This is a genomic window from Neobacillus sp. DZ-9, assembly GCF_059587065.1.
On the sequence record NZ_JCAIOL010000018.1, the window covers coordinates 17,216 to 31,019 of the forward strand.

A 13,804-nucleotide genomic window follows, 5' to 3' on the forward strand; every position below is an offset into this window, starting at 1 on the left:
TGTATGCTGGAACAACGCTATCGCTGGAAAAATAAACACTTACGCATGCATGTGTCCGTTTTGGATGGGAAAACGTCTCCCACCATATTATTGAAAAATGCTTTGTATTTAAATCAGACCTTTCGCAAATGGATGCGTGCTAATATTTGGATTTACGAAGATCGGATTGTGTATGTTGGCGAGAATCTGCCAGCTAATGTAAAAAACTGTGAAATTATTGATTGTACGGACAAAATCCTTGTACCAGGATACATTGAACCACATGCTCATCCATTTAATTTATATAATCCCCATTCATTTGCAGCCTATGCATCACAGTTTGGGACCACGACGTTAATTAATGACAATATGGCCCTGATTTTAAATATGAAAAAAAGGGAAGCGTTTTCATTATTAAAGGACCTTCGTTCGATTCCAACAACGATGTTTTGGTGGTGCCGTTTTGATTCGCAAACTGAAGTTTTGCATGAAGAAGAAATTTTTTCACACAGTAATATTAAGTCCTGGCTTGAGCACGATGCTGTCCTTCAGGGCGGCGAGCTGACCGGCTGGCCGAAGCTGCTTGATGGCGATGATATGATGCTGCATTGGATTCAAGAAGCAAAGCGGATGCGCAAGCAAATCGAAGGTCATTTTCCAGGTGCTTCTGAAAAAACATTAGCAAAAATGATGCTTTTAGGCGCTGATTGTGACCATGAAGCGATGACTGGTGAGGAGGTTTACAATCGCCTGATGCAGGGATATATGGTGTCGCTCAGGTATTCTTCCCTACGCCCAGATCTGCCGCAAATATTGGATGACATGAAACGACTAGGCATCGAGGCGTATGATAGACTAATATTTAATACGGATGGTTCTTCATCGATTTTTTACGAACAGGGAATCACGGATCAAATGATTCGGATTGCGATTGAAAAGGGAGTTCCTGTTATTGATGCCTATAATATGGCAACTGTAAATATCGCTAGATACTACAATATTGATCATTTACATGGTAATATTGCTACTGGCCGTGTTGCCAATATTAACTTTTTATCAAGTATCGAAAATCCAACACCTGTTTCCGTTCTTGCTAAGGGGAAATGGGTAAAGCGTGATGGTGTGAAGGTAGAAGACGCTTATCCTTCCATCAATTGGGCTCCATATGGATTAAAGCCAATGGAGCTGGATTGGGAATTAACGATGGATGATTTGCAATTCTCGATGCCTTTTGGAGTGAAAATGGAGAATTCCGTTATCACAAAACCCTATTCGATCGCGATTGATGTTTCTGGTGATGAACTGCCAACCAATCATGATGAATGTTTCTTTACTTTAATTGACCGGCAAGGAAAATGGCGGATTAATACTATCTTAAAAGGCTTTGCAACCAAGCTTTCTGCCTTAGCAAGCTCGTTTTCGAATACAGGAGATATTATTTTAATAGGAAAAAATAAACAAGATATGCTTCATGCTTTTAATAGAATGAAAGAGCAGGGCGGCGGGATAGTAGTGATGGAGAACGCCGAGATTGTCTGCGAGCTGCCGCTGAAGTTAAGCGGAATCATGTCTGAGGCGTCGGTAGAAGAATTAATGATTCAGGAAAAAAAATTGTTCGAAGAGCTAGCGGCCAGAGGTTATTCTTTTTCCGATCCGATGTACAGTTTATTGTTCTTTTCTTCTACTCATTTACCGTACATTCGCGTTACACAGCAAGGAATGTATGATGTGATGAATAAAACAGTTCTCTTTCCTTCGATAATGCGCTAAACTGTAATTAGGTAAAGGGTTAAAGTGCAAAAGAATATAACATCAAGAATGGAATTCGGGGTGTTGCATAGATGAAAAAGTGGGCTGTTGCCATGGCAGCTGTCCTTTTACTGTTCTCTGGATGCAGTAACAAGGAAAAGGTTAAGGAGCCGGAAAAAAAGCACGAAGTGGTTGACAAAGTCGTGGAAAAAGACGAACAAAAGCAAGAGGACCCTTATTTTTTCCCGCTGACTGGTATTCGGTCTAAGACCGCTACCGATGGAAGAGCTGTAGCAGTAATGGTTAATAATCATCCAAAAGCAAGACCGCAGTCGGGATTGAACAAGGCTGATATCGTCTATGAAGTGCTGGCAGAGGGTGATATCACCCGTTTCCTGGCCGTTTTTCAGAGTGAAAAACCGGCGAATATCGGTCCTGTCCGAAGTGCAAGGGATTATTATATCGAACTTGCTAAAGGACTGAATGCTCTCTATATTGCACACGGCTGGAGCGAGGAAGCGAAGAAAATGCTTGAAGGGAATTATATCGATAATTTAAATGGAATGGTCTACGATGGGACCCTATTTAAACGATCAAGTACGCGGAAAGCACCTCATAACTCCTATATTACCTATGACAATATTTTAAAGGGCGCTGACCAAAAACATTACTCTATGGAAAAAAGTCCACCGGCTTTTAAGTTTTATACAGAGGAAGAAAGCAAAAATATTGCAGGAAATGATGCCAAATCCGTCATGATTTCCTACTCAAAAAGTGCGATTTCTGATTCAACTTACGAGTATGACAGTACACTAGGCAAATATAAGCGCTTCTCGGGCGGAGAACAAACGGTTGATTTAGATACGGAAGAACCGGTGCTGCTCGATAATATTTTTATCATTGAAGCCGTTCATCAAGTGATTGATTCGTATGGACGCCGGGATATTGATCTTAAATCTGGCGGGAAAGGCTATTTGTTGCAGAAGGGGAAAGTAACTGAGGTAGAATGGAAGAATAAGAACGGTTTAATTGTTCCGATCAAGGATGGGGAAGAGGTCCGTTTAGTACCGGGAAAAACATGGGTCAATGTTGTTCCAACCAATCCTGGACTACAAAAAAGTGTTTCATTTAATGTAAATTAACTAAAAGGGGTAAAGTATATGCAAATAAATAAATTACGGGGAAAAGAGCTCGATCAATTATTTAAAGCAGTGCTTTCATTAAAGGATTTAGAAGAATGTTACCGATTTTTTGATGATTTGTGCACAATCAATGAAATTCAGTCTCTTGCCCAGCGTTTAGATGTTGCCCGAATGCTCCGTGAGGGAAATACGTACCACAAAATTGAAACTGAAACTGGCGCAAGTACCGCTACGATTTCACGGGTTAAACGCTGCTTGAATTTTGGAAATGATACGTATGAAATGGTTTTGGAACGAATTAAAGAAGAAAACAGCAAAGCGGAAGAAGTATAAACAAACCGGAGAGAGCACTCTTCGGTTTTTCTTTTTGTCCAGCTACAGCGCTTAGGAAAAAAGAACTGCTTTTTTCCCTGGTCAAGGCGCTTCCGCATTTCTTCTTGATTGGTTATCATTTCTAAAACTAGTTTCATTGTTTTATTTTTTTATCGAATGGGCTAATGCTATAATGGTGTAATGGACTTATGTAATGGAGGAATCCTTTAATGTATGATTTTCGCGAGTGGCGCCACGTGTTTAAACTCGATCCAAATAAAGAAATTTCAGACGACCAGTTAGAAAAAATATGTGAATCAGGCACCGATGCCGTGATGGTCGGCGGAACAGATGGAGTGACCCTTGAAAATGTCCTTGATTTAATGGCAAGAATCCGGAGGTATACCGTTCCATGCGTCTTGGAAGTTTCCAGCATTGAAACCGTAACACCGGGTTTTGACCTGTATTTTATCCCAACAATCTTAAATAGCAGTGATACGAAGTGGATCACAGGGCTTCATCATCAAGCTGTAAAGGAATTCGGTGAGATCATGGACTGGGATGAAATTGTCATGGAGGGCTATTGCATCTTGAATGAAGCTTGCAAAGCGGCCCAACTAACCGCGTCCAATTCCAGCGTAACCAACGAAGATGTAAAGGCCTATGCGATGATGGCAGAAAAAATGTTTCAGTTGCCGATTTTTTATCTTGAATACAGTGGCAAATATGGAAATGTGGATCTCGTAGCAGACGTGAAAAAGGTTCTTGAAAAAACAACACTTTTTTATGGAGGCGGCATTTCTACAAAGGAACAAGCGGCAGAAATGGCTAAGCATGCCGACGTGATAGTCGTTGGCAACGCTCTTTATGATAACTTTGAAAATGCCTTAGAAACTGTGAAAAGCGTTCGGTAGAAATTTGCACTTGAATGCAAGGAACGATAAAATAAAAATAAGAACAAATGTTTGTGATGGTGGTGGAATCATGCAATATTTAACTGATAAGCTTTTGAATGGCCTGAATCCAGAGCAGCAAAGTGCCGTAAAAGCAACGAATGGTCCGCTTTTATTAATGGCAGGGGCAGGCAGTGGAAAAACAAGAGTATTAACGCATCGCATTGCGTATCTAATTGTAGAAAAACGAGTAAACCCATATAACATTTTAGCAATTACCTTTACCAACAAAGCTGCACGCGAAATGAAAGAAAGAATCGGGAAAATGATGGGCGGTGCGGCGGAAGAGATCTGGATTTCGACATTTCACTCGATGTGCGTACGCATTTTACGCAGGGATATCGACCGAATGGGCTTTAACCGCAATTTTACAATCCTGGATACAACTGATCAGCAATCAGTCATTAAGGGGATTCTCAAGGAAAAAAATCTTGATCCGAAAAAGTTTGACCCACGGGCGCTTTTAGGGGCGATTAGTTCTGCTAAAAATGAACTGATTGATCCCGAGGAATATGCGAAAACTTCAGGCGGCTTCTTTGAACAAACGGTAAGTGAGGTTTACACAGAATATCAAAAGCGGTTACGCAAAAATCAGGCACTCGATTTTGATGATCTGATCATGATGACGATTCAGTTATTTCAAAGGGTTCCAGAAGTGCTTGAGTATTATCAGAGAAAGTTCCAATACATCCATGTTGATGAGTATCAGGATACCAATAGAGCCCAGTATATGCTCGTAAAAATGCTCGCGATGCGCTTCAAAAACCTTTGTGTTGTCGGGGACTCCGACCAGTCCATCTATCGCTGGCGCGGGGCGGATATTGCTAATATCCTTTCGTTTGAAAAAGATTATCCGAGCGCAACCGTCATTCTGCTTGAGCAAAACTACCGCTCGACTAAAAGGATTCTCTTGGCGGCTAATAAGGTTATTGAAAATAACCTGAATCGAAAGGCGAAGAATCTTTGGACCGAAAACCCGGAAGGGAACAAAATTGTTTATTACCGTGCAGACAGTGAACAGTCTGAGGCTCAATTCGTTGCAGGAAAAATAAAGGAACTAACCCGTGATGACAAAAATAAACTAACAGACATTGCCATCCTTTATCGTACAAACGCCCAGTCCCGTGTCATGGAGGAAGTGCTGCTTAAATCGAACATCGGATATTCGATTGTGGGCGGTACAAAATTCTATGACAGAAAAGAAATTAAAGACATGCTGGCGTATTTGCGTTTGATTTCCAATCCGGATGATGACATCAGCCTGCGAAGGATTATCAATGTACCGAAACGGGGAATTGGTTCAACCTCGTTGGATAAAATTGCGGATTTTGCCGCAATGCATGATATCTCTATCTATCAGGCACTCGATTCCATTGAACTGATTGGTGTAAGCCCTAAGATTACGAAAGCAGCGATTGAATTCCGCGAATTAATTCACAATTATACGAATATGCAGGAGTTCTTATCCGTTACAGAGCTTGTTGAAGAAGTTCTTGAAAAGACTGGATACAAGGAAATGCTCAAAGCAGAAAAATCATTGGAAGCACAAAGCCGCTTAGAAAACCTTGAGGAATTATTATCTGTAACCAAAACCTTTGAAGATACGAACGAGGATAAGAGTCTGATTGCCTTTTTAACAGATTTAGCCTTGGTAGCAGACATTGATTCATTAGATGAAGAGGGTGAAAAAGCGGATTCGATTACGCTAATGACTCTGCACTCGGCTAAAGGCTTGGAATTTCCGGTAGTTTTCTTGATTGGCATGGAGGAAGGGGTATTTCCTCACAGCCGCTCGCTTATGGAAGAAGTAGAAATGGAAGAGGAACGCCGCCTTGCTTATGTAGGTATTACACGAGCAGAGCAAAGCTTGTTCTTAACCAATGCTCAGATGAGAACCTTGTTCGGACGGACCAATATGAACCCAGCATCAAGATTTATCAGCGAAATTCCGGAAGATCTTTTAGAGGGCGTAGAACCAGAAAAACGTCAGTCGTCTCCATTTGGCAGCTCAAGGTCATTTGGATCATCAGGCTCTTCATTTGGTGGTCGGGGAAGCACATTTGGAACGCCATCCACACCACGAAAACCCGTCATGCGCCCAGTTTCAGCCTCTTCCGGAGGAGATGAACTTGGCTGGAAGGTCGGCGATAAAGCCGAGCATGGTAAATGGGGTATAGGGACTGTCGTAAGTGTAAAAGGCCAAGGAGAAGGGACTGAGCTTGATATCGCCTTCCCAAGTCCAGTGGGCATCAAGCGCCTTCTCGCCAAATTTGCACCAATTAAAAAAGCGTAAGATTGAAATGTTAATGAAAGGGCTGGGTATATGGACCTTCAAATCGCTGAGCAGAAAATAAATGAACTTAGAACCCTATTGAATCAATACGGTTATGAATATTATGTGCTGGATGAGCCGACCGTTCCGGATTTGGAATATGATCGGCTGATGCAGGAATTACAGGAGCTTGAAGAAAAGTTTCCGCAGTATAAAACACCAGATTCACCTACGGTTCGAGTGGGCGGTGCCGTTCTGGATGTATTTGAAAAAGTCGAGCACCGGACGCCGATGCTAAGCCTTGGGAATGCTTTTAATGATCAGGACTTAAGGGATTTTGACCGCCGCATCCGACAGGCAGTCGGCGATGATTTTTCCTATGTTTGTGAACTGAAAATTGACGGACTTGCCGTTTCGTTAAGATATGAAGAAGGGCTGTTTGTTCAAGGTGCGACCCGTGGGGATGGAACGATTGGCGAAGACATTACCTCGAATCTGAAAACCATCAAATCGATTCCGCTCCGTTTATCGGAAAATGTTTCGCTAGAGGTACGAGGTGAAGCCTACATGCCAAAGCGCTCCTTTGAAGCCTTGAACAAGGTTCGCGAAGAGCGTGGCGAGGAGCTGTTTGCTAATCCTCGTAATGCCGCTGCCGGTTCACTAAGACAGCTAGATCCGAAGATTGCTGCTTCGAGAAAACTGGATGTCTTTTTATACGGCATTGGCAATACCGGAGAAAGCGGCGTTGTTTCGCATAGTGAAGGTCTTGATTACTTAGACCATCTTGGATTTAAAACGAATAAAGAAAGAAGAAAGTGCTTGATAATTGATGATGTCATTGATTTCGTCAATAGCTGGGTGGAAAAGCGCCCGGGGCTTCCATATGAAATCGACGGTATCGTCATAAAAGTCGATTCTTTGGAGCAGCAAGCTGCACTCGGAACAACGGCTAAAAGCCCGCGCTGGGCGATTGCTTATAAGTTTCCGGCCGAGGAAGTGGTTACAAAGCTTTTGGATATCGAGTTAAGTGTAGGAAGAACAGGAGTTGTCACACCAACGGCCATACTAGAGCCGGTTAAAGTAGCAGGAACAACCGTACAGCGTGCTTCCTTGCATAATGAAGATTTAATCCGTGAAAAAGATATTAAAATTGGCGATAAAGTTGTCATTAAAAAAGCAGGCGATATCATTCCAGAGGTGGTCAATGTATTGGCTGACCAAAGGACTGGTGAGGAAAGGGATTTCCACATGCCGACCCATTGCCCAGAATGTGAAAGTGACCTCGTCCGGCTTGAAGGGGAAGTAGCCCTTAGATGCATTAACCCGAAATGTCCGGCCCAAATTCGCGAGGGCTTGATTCATTTTGTCTCAAGAGATGCGATGAATATCGATGGACTTGGCGAAAAGGTGATCAGCCAGCTTTTTGCTGAAAAATTAATCAGTGATGTTGCTGATATTTATAAGCTTACCCGCGATCAGCTATTAGCTCTTGAACGAATGGGTGAAAAGTCTGTTTCTAATTTATTAAAGGCCATTGAGGCTTCGAAAAGCAATTCCCTCGAAAAGCTGCTTTTTGGTTTAGGAATTCGTCATGTTGGGGCGAAGGCAGCTAAAACGCTGGCAATAAGTTTTGGTACTATGAATGTGCTGGCATCTGCTACGAAGGATGAATTAATCGCCATTAACGAAATCGGTGATAAAATGGCCGATTCGATTGTAGCCTTTTTTGAACAAGAGGAGGCTGGTGAGCTCATCCAAGAATTAATCACGGCCGGAGTCAATATGGAATACAAAGGAGCAAAACCTGTTTCCGCTGAAGAATCAGATTCTATTTTTGCGGGAAAAACGGTTGTTTTAACAGGAAAGCTTGAGCAATTATCGCGAAATGAAGCGAAGGAAAAAATTGAAGCGCTTGGCGGCAATGTGGCAGGCAGCGTAAGTAAGAAAACCCACCTCGTCATCGCTGGTGAAGATGCCGGCTCTAAGTTAGCCAAGGCGCAAGAACTTGGAATTGAAGTTTGGGATGAGGAGAAGCTTTTAGCAGAATTAAATAAGTAGTAAGAGGTGTTATCGACGTGAGAAAGCTCTCATTGCTTGCTCTCTCCTTTGTTTTTTTGCTGAGTGCCTGTGCACCGAATTTTCAGAAGCAAAATGAAGTGGTTCAATCAAAGGAGAAAGTAAAAGGGAAGGCGATTATTCCTAAATATAATATATCAGACAATTATTACCGGACCATCCTGCCATTTGAACCAGGGGAAGCGCGCGGGTTGGTCGTGAATAATATTAATACACGCTATGACCTAAACGAATTTGAAACGGGACTAATGCGAATCGCCCAAAATAGTTTCAGTACTGATAAGTATTATTTTCGTGAAGGTCAGGAAATTAAAGGAAAGACGATACGACTTTGGTTAAATCGTAAATTTACGGATCCACAATTAAAGGATGAAGGCCTTAAAGCCTCAGAAAATATTGGGTTAAACCCTGTAAATACAGCTGCGTCTGGTGCTGAACCAACATCACCGGTTTATTTGGCTCATATCTTAGAACATGATTATTTAACGAAAGATGATAAGGGAAATGTGTCTCTTGGCGGCGTTTCGATTGGGCTTGCCCTCAATTCCATCTACTACTATCAAACCGTAAAAGATGGTCCTGTTTATGAGAAAAAAATTGATTATGTTGAAATGGAAAGGGAAGGTAAGAAGATGGCTGAGGAAGTCGTTAAGCGGATGCGGGCGATGAAAGATTTAGCCGATGTACCGATTACGATTGGTTTATTTATGCAGCAGAGCAAATCTTCTGTTATTCCTGGCAGATATATAGCTTACTCAACCGTTGATAAAGGTAGCCAGACATTAAATGATTGGGAAAAAGGAAATGAAAAATACTATTTATTCCCTTCAACTGATGCTCAGGAAGATCATCGTGATGATGTTATTGCCTTCTTAAACTTTAAACAGGATGTTGAAGAATATTTTCCTAATTTTAATGGTGTCATTGGTAAAGCATTTTACGTTGGAGATCAACTCCAGGAATTAAATATTACCATTCCTATTCAATTTTACGGGAAAACGGAAGGGATTGGCTTTACCCAGTATTTGACAGGGTTAGTTATGGAACATTTCCCTAAATATATCTCTGTTTCTGTAAGTATTACGTCAGTCGACGGGCCTGAAGCGTTAATTGTCCGCAAAGCAAACGAAAATGAGCCATTTGTTTATATTTACCAGTAAAAGATCGGCTTCATGTGCCGGTCTTTTTTTAAAAATTTTATCATTTGATACTGATAAATGAATCATGTAGAATGAACATTGGGTGTAAACGTTTTATACATAGGAGGGTTTTAGAATAATGGTACAACCATACAAACACGAACCATTCACAGATTTTACAACAGGAGAAAACAATCAGGCCTATCTTAATGCGTTAAAAACAGTAGAAGGTTATTTAGGACAGGATTATCCTCTTGTTATCGGCGGAGAGCAGATTACGACAGAAGATAAAATTGTTTCTTACAATCCTGCTAATAAAGAAGAAGTGATTGGCCGCGTTTCAAAAGCGAACAAAGAGCTTGCTGAAAAAGCAATGCAGGCAGCGGTAGAAGCATTTAAAACTTGGAAAAAGACAAAGGCAGAGGTTCGCGCGGATGTTCTTTTCAAAGCAGCAACAATCATTCGCCGACGTAAGAATGAATTCTCTGCACTTTTAACAAAAGAAGCAGGTAAGCCGTGGAGAGAAGCGGATGCTGATACTGCGGAAGCAATTGACTTCCTAGAATATTATGGCCGCCAAATGCTTGCACTGAAAAATGGAGTACCGGTCAATAGCCGTCCAAATGAATTTAACCGCTATGACTATATTCCATTAGGAGTTGGAATCATCATTTCTCCTTGGAACTTCCCATTAGCGATTATGGCTGGAACAACTGTCGCTGCAATCGTTTCTGGTAATACAGTTCTTTTAAAACCAGCATCTACAACGCCAATTGTGGCTGCTAAATTCGTGGAAGTTATGGAAGAAGCCGGTCTTCCTAAAGGCGTGCTAAACTTTGTGCCAGGAAGCGGCGCTGAAGTAGGCGATTACTTAGTTGACCATAAAGATACTCGTTTCATCAGCTTCACAGGTTCACGTGATGTAGGACTTCGCATTTTCGATCGTTCTTCAAAAGTGAATCCTGGTCAAGTATGGATGAAGCGTCTAATTGCGGAAATGGGCGGTAAAGATACGATCGTTGTTGATTCTGAAGCTGATTTAGAGCTTGCAGCACAATCTATCGTTGCTGGCGCATTTGGTTTCTCTGGCCAAAAATGTTCTGCATGTTCTCGTGCAGTTATCGTTGAAGATGTTTACGATACAGTTTTAAATCGCGTTGTTGAGTTAACGAACCAATTAACTATTGGAGATCCAACTGAGCAGGGCTCTTACGTGGGTCCAGTTATCGACAATAGTGCGTTCAAAAAGATTATGGAATATGTTGAAATTGGTAAGCAGGAAGGTAAGTTAATGGCCGGCGGCGAAGGAGATGACTCTAAAGGTTACTTCATTAAGCCAACTGTTATTGCGGACCTTGCTCCAGATGCCCGAATTATGCAGGAAGAAATCTTTGGCCCAGTTGTTGGTTTCACTAAAGCGAAGGATTTCACTGAAGCGATTGAAATTGCCAATAACACTGAGTATGGCTTAACTGGTGCCGTTATCACGAAAAATCGTGCCCACTTAGAGCAAGCTCGTGAAGATTTCCATGTTGGTAACCTGTACTTCAACCGTTCATGTACAGGCGCAATCGTTGGCTATCAGCCATTCGGCGGCTTCAACATGTCAGGAACTGACTCAAAAGCAGGCGGGCCTGATTACCTATTGCTTCACATGCAAGCTAAAACTACTTCTGAAATGTATTAAGAAATATGAAACCTCTTCTCAAGATTTGAGAAGAGGTTTTTTACTTTGGTGTCGATGAAGGACAAAATCTCAAAAAAAAAATAGTGAAATGTCTTTCATAAGCTGTATGAAGGACAATATCTTCTTAATAAACTATAGAAATGTCCTTCATACAAAATCAAGGAACCTTCACCACAAATGGTACCGTGAAAACTTTCCCGTCTTGTTGAAATTGTCCCCAGATTTTATAGATTCCCTTTTCAGGAAAAATGGTCATAAACGTAACCTTTGGTCCATTCCCTTCCATTGTCATAGGATGAATGTGCAAGTATTTTTGGGCATCGCCGCTTATCGCAACAGCATGTCCCATTGCCCCTAAATAGGGCTCCAGAGTTTTAATCGGTTTATTGTTTTGGGCATCACGTATGGTGAAAGTCATATGCGAAGTTTTTCCGGCGATCAGATTTTCAAACGAAAGGGATACTTTTTTACCTTCCACCACCTTCGTTAGCTTTTTATCAGCGACGAGAGGCACTTCCTTTGCTGAGGTCCCCTCAACCTGTAGCCAGTGACTTTCCATACTTGGGTCAACACCGCCTTTAGGGGTAAATTCGGAGATGAGTTTGTAATCCCCCCCAGCCGGAAAATCCGTTTTAAAAAAGAATTCCCCTTTTCCTTTATATTCTGGATGAATATGTGAAAAATAAGATAGATCCTTGCTAACAATAAATAAATGCATTTTTTTCTCATGAACAGTATCAAAGGATTCAATCGGTTTATTGGACTTGTCCATGATCAATATTGAAACCGGAATATCTTCGTTTGCTTTCGGATGTTCTGAGATTTTCCATTCAGAATTTGTTGGCACCACGTCTGTTGGCACAGCACTCATTTGATGGTCCATTGTAGGCTTTGGTACTTTTAAGGGATTACATGCCGATAAAATAATCGTAGATAAGAGACAGAATGTAATCATATAATATCTCAAGGTCATTCTCCTTTCGCAGTTGTCCATTCTACTAAATATACATTCCCTATTTCCACCAATGCAAGGATTATTTGACAACAAACAAGTGGCCTATAGTAAAAATAATGTTAATATAAAGAAGTCACAATAATATTGAAACAATTTAAAGGAATAATTCGTCATTAAATTAGAAGTAATTATTAATGGAGGAACTGGCCAAGTGATACCGTTCTATTTGTTACATGTTACAGCGGTTGCACATAGTGAAAATTTACTTTGGACCTTTTTACTATGCAATGTTTTTGTTGTCAGCTCTGGAATTGTCTTTATGTATAGGCTATTTACACAAAAGAAGGTGCGGATCGCGGGAATTGCGTTTGGAATTGCCATAGTGATTAATTATGTCCTCATCGCGATATACGGGGACATATTTGATTTACTTGGCTAGGCGAAGGGAGAAGGTATATATGAAATATTATCGTTTGTGGGTAATTGCCTTTTTATTAAAATTCATTGGTTCCGCTTGGGATGCCTCCTATCATTTTAAATATTTATTCGAAGAATACTCCATACCCCATATTGTTAATACATTAGGTTTTGCCCTAGGAGCAATTTTGCTCTTCCAAGAGTGGCGGCAGACGAAGCACATGGATCGCTTTTCTAGAAACCTCATTACCATTGGCTATGCGTTATTTTTAATTGGGATTCCCTTAGATTTTACTTATCATATTGCCTACGGCATTGATTTAACAACATGGAGTCCGACCCATTTTATTTATTACATTGCCACCGATATAATGATCTTTGGAGTTTGGCGGGGATATTTTATTTTTAGCCGGGACGTGAAACCTACATGGAAGTCGATGCACACGTGGTTTGCGATGTTTCTCCTTGAATGTTTTATGTTTCCGAACATGCAGCAGGAAAATGGGGCGATTTCCTATAATCAGTACATCCATGGAAAATCGATTGCCTCAAAAGAAATATTAGATCTAATATCGGATCCAGCCTCCCAAATTTTTGGCGGCATTCCGGAATGGGTGTATCCGATTTATTCTGTGATAATGGTAGCTGCCTTAACGGTTATCATTATTAGGATTTACCGCGATTTTTCCATTCCTGTGGCGGCTGCAGCACTGTATATCCTGCTTAGATTTGTGGGGAAAACGATCTTTTTCGCCGTCGGCTACCCAACTTCGTATGTCCCGATTACGATTATATTAATTCCGCTTTGCTTTTTCATTTTTAAAAAGACCAACTGGGTTGCAGGGCTAACGGGGAGTTTAGCTTACTTTCTTGTCTTGTTTGCGATAAATAGATCCGGCATTCTGATCACACCGCCATTGGTAATGTGGGAACTTGTCCCGGTTGCTATAATTGGCACACTTGTCCCGGTTCTTAATTCCCAAATAAAGCGAATACAACTTTGCCATAAAAATAAACAACCAGCTTAAATAAGGGTGCCCCGTGGGCACCCTCTTCTAGTTTAGCGGGACGCTTTTTATCACGAAGGCTTGGGTTTTTGACAATTATGTGAAATCATTCACAA

11 protein-coding genes are annotated in these 13,804 nt (G+C 41.3%); 10 read left to right on the top strand and 1 reads right to left on the bottom strand.

Translation table 11 applies throughout. From position 1 onward, the window contains the following. The first annotated feature begins 3 nt into the window (after positions 1 to 3). From AC59HZ_RS29140 to pruA, 8 genes are all read left to right on the top strand, one after another. A complete protein-coding gene (locus AC59HZ_RS29140; protein ID WP_496549233.1) occupies positions 4 to 1,749 on the top strand; it encodes an adenine deaminase C-terminal domain-containing protein in 1,746 nt (581 codons plus the stop codon). A 71-nt stretch (positions 1,750 to 1,820) separates the two neighbouring features. After that, complete coding sequence (locus AC59HZ_RS29145) at positions 1,821 to 2,870, top strand: DUF3048 domain-containing protein (RefSeq protein WP_496549234.1); 1,050 nt, start codon at positions 1,821 to 1,823, stop codon at positions 2,868 to 2,870. 18 nt (positions 2,871 to 2,888) lie between these two features. Further along, entirely contained in the window at positions 2,889 to 3,203 is a 315-nt protein-coding gene (locus AC59HZ_RS29150) for a YerC/YecD family TrpR-related protein (protein WP_430069433.1), read from the top strand. 209 nt (positions 3,204 to 3,412) lie between these two features. Beyond that, the gene (gene pcrB / locus AC59HZ_RS29155; RefSeq protein ID WP_496549235.1) at positions 3,413 to 4,096 is read left to right on the top strand and encodes a heptaprenylglyceryl phosphate synthase; all 684 of its coding nucleotides are present in this window, start codon (positions 3,413 to 3,415) and stop codon (positions 4,094 to 4,096) included. Positions 4,097 to 4,166: 70 nt separating this feature from the next. Beyond that, the gene (pcrA, locus tag AC59HZ_RS29160) at positions 4,167 to 6,428 is read left to right on the top strand and encodes a DNA helicase PcrA (protein WP_496549236.1); all 2,262 of its coding nucleotides are present in this window, start codon (positions 4,167 to 4,169) and stop codon (positions 6,426 to 6,428) included. 30 nt (positions 6,429 to 6,458) lie between these two features. Further along, on the top strand, positions 6,459 to 8,465 hold the full coding sequence (gene ligA, locus AC59HZ_RS29165) for an NAD-dependent DNA ligase LigA (RefSeq protein WP_496549237.1): 2,007 nt from the start codon (positions 6,459 to 6,461) through the stop codon (positions 8,463 to 8,465). Between the two features lie 17 nt (positions 8,466 to 8,482). Next, positions 8,483 to 9,643 carry a CamS family sex pheromone protein gene (locus tag AC59HZ_RS29170; protein WP_496549238.1) on the top strand — a complete coding sequence of 387 codons (1,161 nt, stop codon included), beginning with the start codon at positions 8,483 to 8,485 and terminating at the stop codon, positions 9,641 to 9,643. 118 nt (positions 9,644 to 9,761) lie between these two features. Next, on the top strand, positions 9,762 to 11,309 hold the full coding sequence (gene pruA / locus AC59HZ_RS29175) for an L-glutamate gamma-semialdehyde dehydrogenase (RefSeq protein WP_496549239.1): 1,548 nt from the start codon (positions 9,762 to 9,764) through the stop codon (positions 11,307 to 11,309). Between the two features lie 157 nt (positions 11,310 to 11,466). Here pruA and AC59HZ_RS29180 read toward each other — a convergent pair whose 3' ends face one another. Next, entirely contained in the window at positions 11,467 to 12,276 is an 810-nt protein-coding gene (locus AC59HZ_RS29180; protein WP_496549240.1) for a DUF8832 domain-containing protein, read from the bottom strand. A 214-nt stretch (positions 12,277 to 12,490) separates the two neighbouring features. Here AC59HZ_RS29180 and AC59HZ_RS29185 point away from each other — a divergent pair, with 214 nt between their 5' ends. Continuing rightward, positions 12,491 to 12,703: a hypothetical protein gene (locus tag AC59HZ_RS29185; RefSeq protein WP_496549241.1), complete on the top strand. Its 213-nt coding sequence runs from the start codon at positions 12,491 to 12,493 to the stop codon at positions 12,701 to 12,703. A gap of 19 nt (positions 12,704 to 12,722) precedes the next feature. Next, on the top strand, positions 12,723 to 13,709 hold the full coding sequence (locus tag AC59HZ_RS29190; RefSeq protein ID WP_496549242.1) for a hypothetical protein: 987 nt from the start codon (positions 12,723 to 12,725) through the stop codon (positions 13,707 to 13,709). The last annotated feature ends 95 nt before the right edge of the window (positions 13,710 to 13,804 follow it).

Coding starts and splice junctions, on each gene's coding strand:
- AC59HZ_RS29140 (WP_496549233.1), top strand. CDS start 4: ATGCTGGAACAACGCTATCGCTGGAAAAATAAACACTTACGCATGCAT.
- AC59HZ_RS29145 (WP_496549234.1), top strand. CDS start 1,821: ATGAAAAAGTGGGCTGTTGCCATGGCAGCTGTCCTTTTACTGTTCTCT.
- AC59HZ_RS29150 (WP_430069433.1), top strand. CDS start 2,889: ATGCAAATAAATAAATTACGGGGAAAAGAGCTCGATCAATTATTTAAA.
- pcrB (WP_496549235.1), top strand. CDS start 3,413: ATGTATGATTTTCGCGAGTGGCGCCACGTGTTTAAACTCGATCCAAAT.
- pcrA (WP_496549236.1), top strand. CDS start 4,167: ATGCAATATTTAACTGATAAGCTTTTGAATGGCCTGAATCCAGAGCAG.
- ligA (WP_496549237.1), top strand. CDS start 6,459: ATGGACCTTCAAATCGCTGAGCAGAAAATAAATGAACTTAGAACCCTA.
- pruA (WP_496549239.1), top strand. CDS start 9,762: ATGGTACAACCATACAAACACGAACCATTCACAGATTTTACAACAGGA.
- AC59HZ_RS29190 (WP_496549242.1), top strand. CDS start 12,723: ATGAAATATTATCGTTTGTGGGTAATTGCCTTTTTATTAAAATTCATT.